Origin of the sequence: Methylorubrum podarium (assembly GCF_022179745.1) — a bacterium.
Classification (GTDB): domain Bacteria; phylum Pseudomonadota; class Alphaproteobacteria; order Rhizobiales; family Beijerinckiaceae; genus Methylobacterium; species Methylobacterium podarium.
The window spans coordinates 1-12851 of record NZ_BPRD01000201.1; the positions used below are offsets into that span (position 1 = coordinate 1).

14 protein-coding genes are annotated in these 12851 nt (G+C 71.4%); 5 read left to right on the forward strand and 9 right to left on the reverse strand.

Annotation, left to right across the window (positions count from 1 at the left end):
- Window positions 1-196: 196 nt before the first annotated feature.
- Entirely contained in the window at window positions 197-835 is a 639-nt protein-coding gene (locus tag MFF42_RS10855) for a hypothetical protein (protein ID WP_238255765.1), read from the forward strand.
- Window positions 836-958: 123 nt separating this feature from the next.
- Here MFF42_RS10855 and rfbA read toward each other — a convergent pair whose 3' ends face one another.
- The 4 genes from rfbA to rfbC all read right to left on the reverse strand — a co-directional run bounded on the left by rfbA (window position 959) and on the right by rfbC (window position 4499).
- On the reverse strand, window positions 959-1849 hold the full coding sequence (rfbA, locus tag MFF42_RS10860; RefSeq protein ID WP_238255766.1) for a glucose-1-phosphate thymidylyltransferase RfbA: 891 nt from the start codon (window positions 1847-1849) through the stop codon (window positions 959-961).
- A 15-nt stretch (window positions 1850-1864) separates the two neighbouring features.
- Entirely contained in the window at window positions 1865-2755 is an 891-nt protein-coding gene (gene rfbD / locus MFF42_RS10865) for a dTDP-4-dehydrorhamnose reductase (protein WP_238255767.1), read from the reverse strand.
- A gap of 17 nt (window positions 2756-2772) precedes the next feature.
- A complete protein-coding gene (gene rfbB / locus MFF42_RS10870) occupies window positions 2773-3831 on the reverse strand; it encodes a dTDP-glucose 4,6-dehydratase (RefSeq protein WP_238255768.1) in 1059 nt (352 codons plus the stop codon).
- Between the two features lie 116 nt (window positions 3832-3947).
- A complete protein-coding gene (rfbC, locus tag MFF42_RS10875) occupies window positions 3948-4499 on the reverse strand; it encodes a dTDP-4-dehydrorhamnose 3,5-epimerase (RefSeq protein ID WP_238255769.1) in 552 nt (183 codons plus the stop codon).
- 171 nt (window positions 4500-4670) lie between these two features.
- On the opposite strand from rfbC, the gene MFF42_RS10880 reads away from it, so the two are divergent.
- Complete coding sequence (locus tag MFF42_RS10880) at window positions 4671-5114, forward strand: DUF2147 domain-containing protein (protein WP_238255770.1); 444 nt, start codon at window positions 4671-4673, stop codon at window positions 5112-5114.
- 34 nt (window positions 5115-5148) lie between these two features.
- On the opposite strand, the gene MFF42_RS10885 is transcribed toward MFF42_RS10880, so the two are convergent.
- The 4 genes from MFF42_RS10885 to MFF42_RS10900 all read right to left on the reverse strand — a co-directional run bounded on the left by MFF42_RS10885 (window position 5149) and on the right by MFF42_RS10900 (window position 9105).
- Window positions 5149-5616 (reverse strand): hypothetical protein, encoded by a 468-nt coding sequence (locus MFF42_RS10885; protein WP_238255771.1) that lies wholly within the window; start codon window positions 5614-5616, stop codon window positions 5149-5151.
- 171 nt (window positions 5617-5787) lie between these two features.
- A complete protein-coding gene (locus tag MFF42_RS10890; RefSeq protein ID WP_238255772.1) occupies window positions 5788-6180 on the reverse strand; it encodes a hypothetical protein in 393 nt (130 codons plus the stop codon).
- A gap of 106 nt (window positions 6181-6286) precedes the next feature.
- Complete coding sequence (locus MFF42_RS10895; protein WP_238255773.1) at window positions 6287-8104, reverse strand: methylmalonyl-CoA mutase subunit beta; 1818 nt, start codon at window positions 8102-8104, stop codon at window positions 6287-6289.
- Between the two features lie 149 nt (window positions 8105-8253).
- The gene (locus tag MFF42_RS10900; protein WP_238255774.1) at window positions 8254-9105 is read right to left on the reverse strand and encodes an undecaprenyl-diphosphate phosphatase; all 852 of its coding nucleotides are present in this window, start codon (window positions 9103-9105) and stop codon (window positions 8254-8256) included.
- A 228-nt stretch (window positions 9106-9333) separates the two neighbouring features.
- Between MFF42_RS10900 and MFF42_RS10905 the strand changes: the two genes are divergently transcribed.
- From MFF42_RS10905 to MFF42_RS10915, 3 genes are read left to right on the forward strand one after another with little or no spacing between them, the layout of a single operon-like run.
- Window positions 9334-10026 (forward strand): glutathione S-transferase family protein, encoded by a 693-nt coding sequence (locus MFF42_RS10905; protein WP_238255775.1) that lies wholly within the window; start codon window positions 9334-9336, stop codon window positions 10024-10026.
- Window positions 10027-10070: 44 nt separating this feature from the next.
- A complete protein-coding gene (gene queG, locus MFF42_RS10910; RefSeq protein ID WP_238255776.1) occupies window positions 10071-11201 on the forward strand; it encodes a tRNA epoxyqueuosine(34) reductase QueG in 1131 nt (376 codons plus the stop codon).
- Between the two features lie 6 nt (window positions 11202-11207).
- Window positions 11208-12077, forward strand: a complete 870-nt coding sequence (locus MFF42_RS10915) for an SDR family oxidoreductase (RefSeq protein ID WP_238255777.1) — start codon at window positions 11208-11210, stop codon at window positions 12075-12077.
- Between the two features lie 105 nt (window positions 12078-12182).
- On the opposite strand, the gene MFF42_RS10920 is transcribed toward MFF42_RS10915, so the two are convergent.
- Window positions 12183-12851 (reverse strand): methyl-accepting chemotaxis protein (locus tag MFF42_RS10920; RefSeq protein WP_238255778.1); only part of this gene is annotated, 669 nt, incomplete at its 5' end.

Below are 12851 nucleotides of genomic sequence, written 5' to 3' on the forward strand. Positions count from 1 at the left end.
TCGCGCCCGCCGGCCCGCTCGCGACCGCCCTGCCCTCGGAGAGCAAGTAGGCGGCCCGCCGCGTCCGGTCTCGACCCTGCCGCGCCGTTCCGGGTCCCCCCCCGGCGCCCCGGAATGCCGGCTCTGCCACGGAGGCGATGGACCTTTTCCGATCAGCGACGTATTGCGCTGCACGATGGAGAGAGCGGCAACACGGATGCTGACGGTCGGTCTCGCGGCACTCGGCGCCACCGTGCCGCCGGCCGAGGCCGGGACGGCCCGAGCGCAGGTCGCCGGGGCGGCCGTCGATGCGAGCCGGGAGGCGCAGGATGGGTCCGAGGCGCGCGCCTTGATCGAAACGCTGAGCGCCCGCCTGCTCGCCGCGCCGAGCGCCACCGCCGTCCTCGAAGCGTGGTGCGCCGAGCGCGGCCTCAGCCCCGATCCGCGGATCGTCGCCGTGCGCGTCCCCGGCCCGGACAAGCCCGCCGGGGCGGCGCGGCGCGAACGGCTCGCCGTGGGTCCGGACGAGCCCCTGCGCTACCGCCGGGTGCGGCTCACCTGCGGCACCCACGTCCTGTCGGAAGCCGACAACTGGTACGTGCCCTCGCGCCTGACGCCCGAGATGAACGCGACTTTGGACGGCACGCAGGCCCCCTTCGGCCACGTCGTGCGCCCGCTGGGTCCGAGCCGGCGCAACCGGTCGCTGACGATGCTGTGGCGGCCCGAGGCCGGCGGCCTGCCGGGCCCCGGCGAGCCATTGTTCTCCGTCGAGGCGGTGCTGACCGCCGGCGGCGTGCCGTTCTGCGAGGTCGCCGAGACCTATACCGGCGCGGTGCTCATCCAGGGCGAGCGCTGATCGGGACGGGCGCTTCCGTCATCGCGAGCGACGGCGAACCCACCCGGGGGCGCGACCTCTCCGGAAAGAGCGGCGCCCCGGATGGCTTCGGCCTCGCCATGGCGAGACGGCAAGCTGCGTCCGTCAGAAATCCTGATCGGGCCGGCGGCCTTCGCGGGCGAGCCGCAGCAGGTTCTGGCCGTACTTGGTCTTGGCGAACAGCTCGCCCCGCGCCTGCAGCTGCTCGCGGCCGATGAAGCCCTGCAGGTAGGCGATCTCCTCTAGGCAGGCGACCTGAAGCCCCTGCCGGTGCTGCAGCACGCGCACGAACTCGGCGGCCTCCAGCAGGCTGTCGTGCGTGCCCGTGTCGAGCCACGCGTAGCCGCGGCTCATCCGCTCGACATGGAGCTGGCCGCGCTCGAGATAGGCCTGGTTGACGGAGGTGATCTCCAGTTCGCCCCGGTCGGAGGGCGTCACCGCCGCGGCGATGTCGAGCACCTGGTTGTCGTAGAAGTACAGGCCGGTGACCGCCCAGGGACTCTCCGGCGTCTTGGGCTTCTCCACCAGCCGGATCGGGCGCCCGGCCTCGTCGAGGGTGACGACGCCGTAGGCCTCCGGGTGATCGACGTGGTAGGCGAACACCGTCGCCCCGGTCTTGCGGGCGCGGGCCTTGGCGAGCAAGTCGCTCATGCCGTTGCCGAAGAACAGGTTGTCGCCCAGCACCAGCGCCACGTCGTCCGAACCGACGAAGTCGCGGCCGATGATGAAGGCCTGGGCCAGCCCCTCGGGCCGCGGCTGCACCGCGTAGGTGAAGGTCAGGCCGAACTGCTCCCCGGTGCCGAGCAGGCGCTGGTAGTTGCCGAGATGCTCGGGCGAGGAGATGATCAGGATCTCGCGGATGCCGGCCAGCATCAGCACCGAGATCGGGTAGTAGATCATCGGCTTGTCGTAGACCGGCAGCAGCTGCTTGTTGATCGCCAGCGTGGCCGGGTGGAGCCTTGTGCCGGAGCCGCCGGCGAGCACGATGCCCTTCATACGAACAGGTTCCGATCAGTTGGAGCGAGCCGGCCCGACCAGCCGGTCGAGGATGTCGTCGAGCGCCGCCTCCCAGGGGCGGGGCGCGATACCAAAGGCGTCGGTCAGGCTCTGGGTGGAGAGGCGGGAATTGGCCGGGCGCCGGGCCGGGGTCGGGTAGGCGGAGGTCGGGATGCCCTCGACCGGAACGACGCGCCCGCCGCGCCTGGCCGACCCCGCGACGATCGCGCGGGCGAAGTCGCACCAGGTGGTCGCGCCGTCGTTGACGCAGTGGAAGGTGCCGGTCGGTGCCGTCTCGTCCCCGGCGAGCCGCAGGGCGATGGCGGCGAGCGCCCCCGCGAGGTCGGCGGCGGAGGTCGGGCAGCCGTGCTGGTCGTCCACGACGGTGAGCTTGTCCCGCTCGCCCGCGAGCCGCAGCATCGTCTTGACGAAGTTGCCCCGGTGCGGGCTCACGACCCAGGCGGTGCGCACGATCGCGTGGCGCGGATTGCCCGAGCGCACCGCCATCTCGCCGGCCGCCTTGCTGGCACCGTAGACGCTTCTCGGGTTCACCGGCGCGTCGGGGGCGTAGAAGCCCTCGCCCGAGCCGTCGAACACGTAGTCGGTCGAGACGTGGACGAGCGGGATGGCGCGCCGCTTCGTCTCGGCGGCGAGGAGGGCCGGGGCCAGCGCGTTGAGGCGCCACGCGGCGGCCACTTCGCTCTCCGCCTTGTCGACGGCGGTGTAGGCGGCGGTGTTGATCACCGCCGCGTAGGCGCGCGCATCGAGGACGGCGGCGATCGCCCCCTCGTCGGTGATGTCGAGGGTCTGGCGGTCGGGGGCGTGGACCCGCACGCCCTCGGGCCAGGAAAACGCCTGAAGCTCTGTGCCGACCTGTCCGGCGCCGCCGAGGATCAGGATGTCCATGCTCACGCGCTCTCGGCTCACGCGCTCTTGCCCGCGAGGCCGAGGCGCTCGCCGGAGTAGCGGCCCTCGCGGATCGGGCGCCACCAGGCCTCGTTGTCGAGGTACCAGCGCACGGTCTCTTCCAGCGCCTCCTCGAACACCCTGGTCGGCCGCCAGCCGACCTCGGCTTCCGCTTTGGACGGATCGATGGCGTAGCGCCGGTCGTGGCCGGGGCGGTCGGCGACGAAGGTGATCAGGCGCTCGTGCGGGCCGTTCTCCGGCTTCAGCCGGTCGAAGGCGGCGCAGAGCCCCCTCACCACGGCGAGGTTGTTCCGCACCGCGCGACCGCCCAGCAGGTAGGTCTCGCCGACCCGGCCGCGCTCCAGCACCGCGACGAGGCCGCGGGCGTGGTCCTCGACATGGATCCAGTCGCGCTCGTTCATGCCGTCGCCGTAGACCGGCAGCGGCTTGCCCTCGAGCGCGGCCAGGATCATCAGCGGGATCAGTTTTTCCGGGAAGTGGCGCGGCCCGTAATTGTTCGAGCAGTTCGTCACCAGCACCGGCAGGCCGTAGGTCTCGTGCCAGGCGCGGGCGAGGTGGTCGGAGGCCGCCTTCGAGGCCGAGTAGGGCGAGCGCGGATCGTAGCGGCTCTCCTCCGTGAAGAACGCGTCCGGCGGCAGCGAGCCGTAGACCTCGTCGGTGGAGACGTGGAGGAAGCGGAAGTTCTGTTTCGCCGCGCCGTCGAGGCTTTCCCAGTGGGTGCGGGCGCCGTCGAGCATCACCTGGGTGCCGATCACGTTGGTGCGCACGAAGGCGCCCGGATCGGTGATCGAGCGGTCGACATGGCTCTCGGCGGCCAGATGCATCACCGCATCGGGCTTGAAGTCGGCGTAGAGCGCGTGGACCCGGGCCGGATCGCAGATGTCAGCCTGCTCCAGACGGTGCCGGGCATCGTCCTTCAGCGGGTCGAGGGAGATCGGGTTGGCCGCGTAGGTCAGGGCATCGAGGGTGAGCACCTCGTGACCGAGATCCTGCACCAGATGCAGCACGAGCGCGGAGCCGATGAAGCCGCAGCCGCCCGTCACCAGAATGCGCATCGATCCCAACTCCGTCGATTCGTGTCCGCGGTGCGGATGAGGTCACGTCCAGCTACAGCCCGTCCCACCCCAGGTCGAGATCGGTCCGTCCGGCGGGACGGATCCGATCTCTCGGATCAGAACACCCGTCCGAGATCGGCGAGGAACGGCGCGGCCTTGTCCTTGCCCGAGAGGATCGCGTCGGCTTCCGCGACCGGCCACTCGATGCCGATCGCCGGATCGTTCCAGCGCAGGTTCCGGTCGTCGGCCGGGCTGTAATAAGCGTCCACCTTGTAGGCGACCATGGTGTTCGGCTCCAGGGTGCAGAAGCCGTGGGCGAAGCCGGCGGGCACGAAGAGTTGTTCACCGCCGGCCGCGTCGAGCCGCACGGCGACGTGGCGGCCGTAGCTGGCCGAGTCCGAGCGGAGATCGACGGCGACGTCGAGGATCGCGCCGGCGAGCACCCGGATCAGCTTGGCCTGGGCCGTGGGTGCCACCTGGAAGTGCAGGCCCCGAATCGTGCCGGCGGGCGCGGAGAACGACTGGTTGTCCTGCACGAAGGCGTTGGCGATGCCGCTCGCGGCCAGCAGGTCGGCGCGGTAGACCTCCGAGAACCAGCCGCGGTCGTCGCCGTGGCGCTTCGGAACCACCCGCTTGACCGCCGCGATCTCGGTCTCAAACACCTGCATCCGCCGCTCCTGACTCGTCCGTGCCGGCTCGCTGAGGGCGTAGGCCCCGCGAAGGCGGCGAAGTCAAGGCTGCATCCTCGTCCGCCACCGTTCCCGCTCCTTGCGAAACCGTGGCCGCATGGCTACCGCTGACGCCAGCCGGCGGTCACGGCCGGCGCGGAGGAAGCCCGTATGACGATGCCTCGTGCCGACCGGCGACGCCATCCGACGATGCGCATGGCCGCCGTCGGGCTGTTCCTCGCGGTATCCGCCGGTGGCGCCCAGGCGCAGAAGGCCGCGGATCTGTCCGGCCTGTGGCAGACCGAGACGGCGGGGTCGACGGTGCGCATCGCCCGTTGCGGCGGCGGCTATTGCGGGACGATCGCGACGACCGCCGGCACGGGCGTTGACGCGCAGAACCCCGATCCGGCTCTCCGCACGCGCAAGCTCGTCGGCGTGCAGATCATGCAGGCCGGCACGCCAAGCGGCGCGGGGTTCGAGGGCAGTCTCTACAACCCGAATGACGGCAAGACCTATGCCGGCAGCCTGACCCCGAAGGGTCCCGACACCGTCGAGGTCGCCGGCTGCGTGCTCAGCGTCCTGTGCAAGCGGCAGACGTGGCGGCGGATCCGGTAACCGGACCCTGCCTCACCCCATCAGTGATCCGTGCTCAGTGGTCCGTGCTTCCGGGCGCGGATTCCGCGGCGGCGTCGGCGAGGGCGGCCTTGTCGGCCGGCGGCTCGGCGCTCGCGACCGTCTTCGGCTCCAGCAGCGGCTGGAGGCGGGCGGCGAGCTGCTTGTCGAGGTGGCGGGCATAGGCGCCCTTGAAGTAGCGGGCTCCGGTGCCGGGGCCGTAGATGCGGTCATGGGCGACCGCCATGCGGTCGACCTCCGGGCGGCAGAGGAAGCCGGTCACGCCGGCGGCCTCGTACCAGCGCCCGTCCCGCGCGAGCCGCATGGCCTTGGGATTGGAGGTCACCGTCTCGACGAAGCACCCCGTCGCCGCCTCTTCGAGCGGTGCCAGCACCGCGTGGTCGGAGCCGGGCACGTGCTGCCGCGCCGGGCGTGCCTCGGCCGCGGGACTGAGCAGGACGAAGGCGAGACCGAAGAACGGCAAAGCTTTCATCACGGCTGACATGAGGCGCCTCGAACGGGTGTCGAACGCTCACAGTGTTCGCCGAAGATCGCGCCGGATCTAGGGCGAAAACGGGCCGCTCATGACGCGGTGCGGAACAAATCCGGCCTTGTCGCAAGGCCGCCACAGCGCGGAAGGCTTAGCCGTTCCGGCGGTGCCGGGTGCGCGATGCGCTCAACCGCGCCGCATCGCGCTCCAGCTTCCGCTGCAGCTGATCGGGCCGTCACCGAGGGTCGACCAGCGGCCGGCGCCGGTTCCGTTGGCGGAGAGCCGACCGGACACCTGCGCCGCGTTGCCGGCGCGGGAGATGGTACCGCGCACGATCCCGTTGGCCGCGACCCGGCCGCTGATGTCGACCTCGCCGCCGCCGTAGAGGGCCTCGCCCCGCTGAATCTGGACACCGTAGCGGAAGGCGCGGTCGCAGGGACCGTCGAGGGTGACCACCTCGATGCTCCAGCGGCCGTCGTAGCGGTGAGGTACCTGGACCTTCCGCTTGGCCGCCTCCGCTGTGCCGACGCCCACCACGGCGATTGCGAGGGTGGCGACGGCGAAAATCGGCAGACGCATGGGATTGAAATCCGGCTGTGGGCGTCGGGCCGCGTCGGCCCGTTTCAGCCGGAAGATTGTCTCGCGCTCCGCAGTGTCAAGGTTGGCCGCGCCGCCCGGGCCGTTCTCAGCCCTCTGCCCGCTCTGCCGCCTCCCGCAGCAGCGCCAGCAGGTCGCAGCCGGCGAACAGGAAGCCGTGGACACCCGCTCGGCGCAGGGCGTCCGTCTCGGCGGGCTTGCCGGCCAGGTAGATCATGCCGGCGCCCGCGGCCCTCAGCGCCTCGGCCGCGGGCACGGCGTCCGTCTGGTAGACGGTGTCGGACGAGCACAGGCAGGCGAGCCGCGCGCCCGACGCCTTGAACGCGTCGGCCAGAGCACCGGCGTCGGAGAAGCCGTCATTGCCCACGGCTTCGATGCCGCCCGCCGCGAAGGCGTTGGCGGCGAAGGTCGAGCGGGCGTTGTGGACCGCCACGGGGCCGAGATTGGCGAGGAACACCGTCGGGCGCCGGCCCGCCCGCTCCAGGGTCGCGTCGGAGGCGTCGCGCAGGGCTTCGTAGGGCTCGGCGAGGCGGCGCGAGGGCAGCGCCCCCTCCGGACGGGCCGCAGGACCCGGCGCCGCTTCGAGCACCGCCACCGGCTTCTCGGCGAGGAAGGGGAACTCGCTGGCGCCGGTCAGCGGCTCCCGGCGGGTCGCCACCGCCCGCGCCCGCGCCTCGGCGACCGCCGCGATCCGGCCCGCGAGGGCGCCGGATTCGAGGCTTTTCGCGATGCCGCCCTCGCGCTCGATCTCCTGGAAGAGGCCCCAGGCCTTCTCGGTGAGTTCGGCCGTGAGCGCCTCGAACCCGCCCGCGCCGGCCGCCGGATCGGAGACCTTGGCGAGGTTCGACTCCTCGATCAGCACGATCTGGCTGTTGCGCACCACGCGCCGGGCGAAGGCATCGGGCAGGCCGAGCGCCTGGGTGTAGGGCAGAGCGGTCACGGAGTCCGCCCCGCCGAGGCCCGCGGAGGCCGAGGCCATGGCGGTGCGCAGGATGTTCACGAACGGGTCGCGGCGGGTCATCATCCGCCACGCGGTCTCGGCCAGCACCCGCAGCGGCTTCGGTTCGAGGCCGCAGGCCTGCTCGACCCGCGCCCAGAGCCGGCGGATCGCCCGGAACTTGGCGATGGTCAGGAACTCGTCGGCATCCGCCACGAGCAGGATGGACACGGCGTCGCGCGCCCGCTCCAGGTCGTGGCCGCCGGCCTCCAGCGCCCGCAGGTAGGCGACAGCCGTCGCGAGGACGGCGGCCAGCTCCTGCACCTCGCTCGCCCCCGCCTCGTGGTAGGGCCGGGCATCGGCGAGCGCCACGCGCCCGCGATAGCCGGCGAAGGCGGTGACGATCTCGGCGAGGCGCGCCTCCCAACCCTGCTCCAGCCGGCCGGTGGCGGCGCGGGTGCCGAGCGGGTCGAGGCCGAGGTCCAGGTCGAGGGCGGATGGGTCGTCGCCGCGGCGCTCGATCAGCTGCTTGAGCAGCGCCGCCGTCTCGAAGCCCGCCGGGCCGGCATCGAGCCGCAGGGCGATGAGCGGCAGCATCACGCCCGTCAGCGCCGCTTCGAGTGCGTCCACCGAGGAAAGATCGAGGCCGAAGCCGCGGGCGGCGGGGGCGTCGCGATGGACGAGCACCAGCGCGTCGGCACCGCCTTCGAGGTCGGTCAGCGCCTGCGCCGCGGCCTTCTGCGCGTCGGGATGATCGAGGCGCTGCGCCAGCCGCCAGGGGCCGGGCGCCCGCACCGGTTGCGCCACCGCAGCGGCCGGCTCGTAGAGCGGCTCGATGCGCAGGCCGTCGGCGGTCTTCGAGACGAGGCGCTTCTCGAAATCGGCCCCCTTCAGCGCGGCCTCGACGGCGCCGCGCCAGCGCTCACGGGTGGCGGGCTCGAACAATTCGGCGAGGGGGCGATCTTCCATCGTGAGCGAGACCCTGGCAGTGCAGCGTTTTCCGGCTGCTTCCTGGAAAGAGCAGCGATTTGGCCGCAAGCCCTCGCACAGGGCGCGGGCGGACGACAACCGACTTTAGTCCGGGTTGCCGCCGCCGCCTCGTTCAAAATCCTGAAGGTTCAGCCAAAAATTATCAGTCCGGCGAAGCCGAGCGAGCCGACGATGATGCGCCACCACGCGAACAGCCAGAAGCCGTGGCGGGAGACGTAGTCGAGCACCGTGCGCACCACGATCAGGGCCGAGATGAAGGCGGCGACGAAGCCGATCACGATCAGCAGGGCGTCGTTGGAGGAGAGGTTCTTGTAGTTGTCGAGCAGGTCCTTGGCGAAGGCACCGGCCATGGTCGGCATGGCGAGGTAGAACGAGAACTCGGTGGCCGAGCGCTTGCTCGCGCCCATCAGCATCGCGCCGACGATGGTGGCGCCGGAGCGCGACACGCCGGGGATCATCGCGACGCACTGGAACAGGCCGATCTTGAGCGCCATCGGCAGGCTGAACTCGAACACGTCGGTCTTGCGCGGGTGCTCGGTCGGCCCGTCATGAGAGCCGTCGCCGGGAGCCGCCTTCGGCTCGCCGACCGTGTCGTCGATGACGAGAAGCACGAGGCCGCCGGCCACCAGGGTCGCGCAGACGATCCACGGGTTGAACAGGTAGAACTTGATGTATTTCGAGAAGAGGCCGCCGATGATCGCCGCGGGCAGGAAGGCGATGAGCACGGCGAGCACGAATCGGCGCGCCCTCGGATCGTGCGGCAACGCGGCGGCGATGCCCCACAGCTTGCCGAAATAGGCGAACAGGATCGCGAGAATCGCGCCCAGCTGGATCAGCACCTCGAAGGTGTTGTTGGGGGAGTGGAATCCGATGAAGTGGCCGATGAGGAGCTGATGCCCGGTCGAGGAGACCGGAATGAACTCGGTGGCGCCCTCCACCACGGCGAGCACGAGCGCCTTCGCGATCAGGACGAGATCCATGAGCCTGCTGTTCCCCACGCCGATGTCCCGGCACTTCCAGGGCGCGGCAGACGACGGCGATGCGGCAGCTTTGCGGCGGCAGGGTTGACGGGCGGTTACCGCGACGCGGCGCGTTTGTTAATGAGGTGGCAACGTTGAAGAAATAATCCTGGCGCGTCGCCCCACTTTCGCCGGTGCGGCACGGTCTGCCCAGGGCTCTGCCTTCTTTACCGCTGAACCACGGCCTCGATGGCGACGCTCTATCACTCTCCGTTCTGCCCGAACTCGCGCTTCATCCGCCTCGTCCTGGCCGAGATGGGCATGGAGCCGACCCTGGTCGAGGAACGGGCCTGGGAGCGCCGCCGCGACTTCCTCGTCGTCAACCCGGCCGGGACCACGCCGGTGCTGGTGGAGCAGACCGGTCTCGCCGTCCCCGGCGCGGGCGTGATCGCGGAATATCTCGACGAGACGCGGGGGCTCGGCCTCGCCGGGCGGCGGCTCCTGCCCGATACCACCACGGCGCGGGTGGAGGTGCGGCGCCTGCTCGACTGGTTCCTCGTCAAGTTCAACAGCGAGGTGACCGAGTATCTCGTCACGGAGAAAATCGACAAGCGCTTCATGTCGTCGGCGGCCGGGGGCGGCCCTCCGGACATGAACGCCATTCGTGCGGCGCGCACCAACGTGCGCTATCACCTCCAATATGTCGGTTACCTGATCGGGCAGCGCCGCTGGCTCGCCGGCAACGACCTGACCTATGCCGACCTCGCGGCGGCGGCCCATCTTTCCTGCGTGGACTATCTCGGCGACGTGCCATGGGACGAGGACGAGATGGCGAAGGACTGGTACGCGCGGGTGAAGTCCCGCCCGTCCTTCCGCGCGCTCCTGGCCGACCGGGCACCGGGAATGCCGCCGGCCGCCCATTACGCGGATCTGGATTTCTGAAGGCCGGGAAGGCGCCGCTCTCCGGCTCCGCCCTCAGGCAGGCCGTGGAGGCGCGCGCCCGCATCCTCGGCTTCGATGCCGTCCGCGTCACCCGCCCCGATGCCGTGCCGGCTTTGCGCGAGCGGCTGCCGGCATGGCTGGCGGAGGGCCACCACGGCACGATGGACTGGATGGAGGAGCGCGCCGACCAGCGCGCCGCACCCTCCGCCCTGTGGGCCGAGACCCGCAGCATCATCATGCTCGGCATGAATGCCGGCCCCCAGCGCGATCCCCTCGACCTCGTCCGGCTGACCGATCGCGGCGCCATCGCGGCCTACGCGCAGCGTCGCGACTATCACGACGTCATCAAGGGCAAGCTGAAGGAACTCGGCGGCTTCCTCTCGGCGAAGTCGGCCGAGCCGGTGAAGGTGTTTTGCGACACCGCCCCGGTGATGGAGAAGCCGCTGGCACAGGCCGCCGGGCTCGGCTGGCAGGGCAAGCACACGGTGCTGATCTCGCGCGAGCACGGCAACTGGCTGATGCTCGGCGCGATTTTCTCCCGCGCGGAGCTGGAGCCCGATGCGCCCGAGACCGACCATTGCGGCTCCTGCCGCCGCTGCCTCGACATCTGCCCGACCAACGCCTTCCCGGCGCCCTACCGGCTCGATGCCCGCCGCTGCATCGCCTACCTGACGATCGAGCACCAAGGCCCGATCCCCGCGGAGTATCGCGAAAGGATCGGCAACCGCGTCTTCGGCTGCGACGACTGCCTCGCGGTCTGTCCCTGGAACAAGTTCGCCGGGGCCGCGCGGGAGAACCGTCTGGCCACCCGCGACGATCTCGCCGCGCCGCCGCTCGCCGAACTCGCCCGCCTCGACGACGCGGCCTTTCGGGTGCGCTTCGCCGGCACGCCGATCAAGCGGACGGGACGCGACCGCTTCCTGCGCAACGTGCTGATCGCCATCGGCAATTCGGGCGATGCCGCCCTCGCCGAGGCGGCGGCGGCCTGCCTGCAGGAGCCGGATCCGGCGGTGCGCGGCGCCGCCGTCTGGGCCTGCGGGCGGCTGCTCGCGCTGGAGCGGCTGCGCGAACTGTTCGCCGCCCATGGACGCGACGAGATGGAGGCGCATGTGAGGGAGGAATGGCGCGACGCCGCCGGCCTTCCTATGGAAGCGGACGGCGCACGGGAGACCTGACACCGCATGAACCTGTTCGTCTTCGGCCTCGGCTTCTCCGCCCGGCATTTCGCCGAGCGCGAGCGGGCTCGCTTCCGCGCGGTGCGGGCGACGGTGACCGAGCCCGACCGGGCTCGAAGCCTCGCCGCCGAGACTGGGTTCACGGTCCGCGCCTTCGGGCCGGGGACCGACGATCCCGGCATCGCCGCGGAGCTGGCCGACACCGACATCCTGCTGATCTCCGCTCCTCCCGGCGAGGGCGGCGACACCGTGCTCGCCCGCTACCGCGACGTGATCGCGAGAAGCCGGATCCGCTGGATCGGCTATCTCTCGACCATCGGCGTCTACGGCGACCAGGGCGGCGCCTGGATCGACGAGACGACGCCCGCCACGCCGAAGAGCGCGCGCTCCCGCGACCGTCTCGCCGTCGAGACGGCGTGGCTTGCGCTCGGCGCCGAGACCGGCAAGGCGGTGCAGGTGTTTCGCCTGTCGGGGATCTACGGCCCCGGCCGCAACCCGATCGTGAAGCTGCGCGAGGGCCGCACCCAGCGCATCGTGAAGGCGGGGCAGGTGTTCAACCGCATCCACGTCGACGACATCGCCGCGACGCTCGCCGCCTCGATCGAGCACCCGCGGGCGGGTGCGGTCTACAACGTCACCGACGACGAGCCGGCCCCGCCCCAGACGGTGACCGAGCACGCCGCCGCCCTCACCGGATTGCCGCTGCCGCCGGAGATCGATTTCGAGACCGCCGACCTCAGCCCGATGGCCCGCAGCTTCTACGGCGAGAACAAGCGGGTGCGGAACCGTCTGATCCGCGAGGAACTCGGCGTGCGCCTCGCCTATCCGACCTACCGGGAGGGTCTCGCCGCGCTGGTCGCCGACGCGCGCGGCTGAGGCGTCGTCCCGAAACGTCGCTGCCGGTTTTCGCGCCGATGCCCTCGGCGGGGGCGGATTCCGCGACGCGACGTCCGCCCGACCGCGCGGGCGTCACGCACCGTCTCAGATGAACTGAACGCCGATCCCGTCCTCGCCCCGCCGCACGCAGCGGCAGGAGCGCGGCGGCTCCCCCTCGATGTGGAGGGTGAACGTGTCCGGCACGTCGGCGGCCTCGACCGACAGCTTGGCGCCGCCCGTCGAGATGTTGAGGACGGTGCAGGGCACGGTTTGCACCCGGCCCGCATGGGAGCCGTGCTCCGTCAGGAACTCGATACGCGCCGGCAGGGAGGTGCGCCGGCGCTCACCGCCCCGCCGCTCCTCCAGCCCGATGTTCCAGGCGTCGAGGCGGCTCGCGAACTCCGCCACGCTCGTGGCGGTCGCCTGCATGTCGGTGTTGACCTGCCCCGTGGTGGCGCGCTGCCGCGTGCTGTCCGCCGTCGTCTGCGCGATGAAGCCCTGCACCGTGTCGACCACGGCGGCGGTCGAGACCAAAGCCGTCCCCACCTCCCGCGAGACCGACTGCATCGCGCCGATCTCGCCGGTGATGCGGGTGGTGGCCGCGCGGGCCTGCTCGGCGAGGCTCTTCACCTCCGTGGCGACCACCGCGAAGCCGCGGCCGGCCGCCCCCGCGCGGGCCGCCTCGATCGTGGCGTTGAGGGCGAGCAGGTTGATCTGCTCGGCGATGCCGGTGATGACGTCGACCACGCCGGTCATCGCCGCGGCCGCGTCGTC

Excerpts from the sequence above, each read along its gene's own strand:
- MFF42_RS10855 (WP_238255765.1), top strand. The coding sequence starts at position 197 with ATGCTGACGGTCGGTCTCGCGGCACTCGGCGCCACCGTGCCGCCGGCC.
- rfbA (WP_238255766.1), bottom strand. The coding sequence starts at position 1,849 with ATGAAGGGCATCGTGCTCGCCGGCGGCTCCGGCACAAGGCTCCACCCG.
- rfbD (WP_238255767.1), bottom strand. The coding sequence starts at position 2,755 with ATGGACATCCTGATCCTCGGCGGCGCCGGACAGGTCGGCACAGAGCTT.
- rfbB (WP_238255768.1), bottom strand. The coding sequence starts at position 3,831 with ATGCGCATTCTGGTGACGGGCGGCTGCGGCTTCATCGGCTCCGCGCTC.
- rfbC (WP_238255769.1), bottom strand. The coding sequence starts at position 4,499 with ATGCAGGTGTTTGAGACCGAGATCGCGGCGGTCAAGCGGGTGGTTCCG.
- MFF42_RS10880 (WP_238255770.1), top strand. The coding sequence starts at position 4,671 with ATGACGATGCCTCGTGCCGACCGGCGACGCCATCCGACGATGCGCATG.
- MFF42_RS10885 (WP_238255771.1), bottom strand. The coding sequence starts at position 5,616 with ATGTCAGCCGTGATGAAAGCTTTGCCGTTCTTCGGTCTCGCCTTCGTC.
- MFF42_RS10890 (WP_238255772.1), bottom strand. The coding sequence starts at position 6,180 with ATGCGTCTGCCGATTTTCGCCGTCGCCACCCTCGCAATCGCCGTGGTG.
- MFF42_RS10895 (WP_238255773.1), bottom strand. The coding sequence starts at position 8,104 with ATGGAAGATCGCCCCCTCGCCGAATTGTTCGAGCCCGCCACCCGTGAG.
- MFF42_RS10900 (WP_238255774.1), bottom strand. The coding sequence starts at position 9,105 with ATGGATCTCGTCCTGATCGCGAAGGCGCTCGTGCTCGCCGTGGTGGAG.
- MFF42_RS10905 (WP_238255775.1), top strand. The coding sequence starts at position 9,334 with ATGGCGACGCTCTATCACTCTCCGTTCTGCCCGAACTCGCGCTTCATC.
- MFF42_RS10915 (WP_238255777.1), top strand. The coding sequence starts at position 11,208 with ATGAACCTGTTCGTCTTCGGCCTCGGCTTCTCCGCCCGGCATTTCGCC.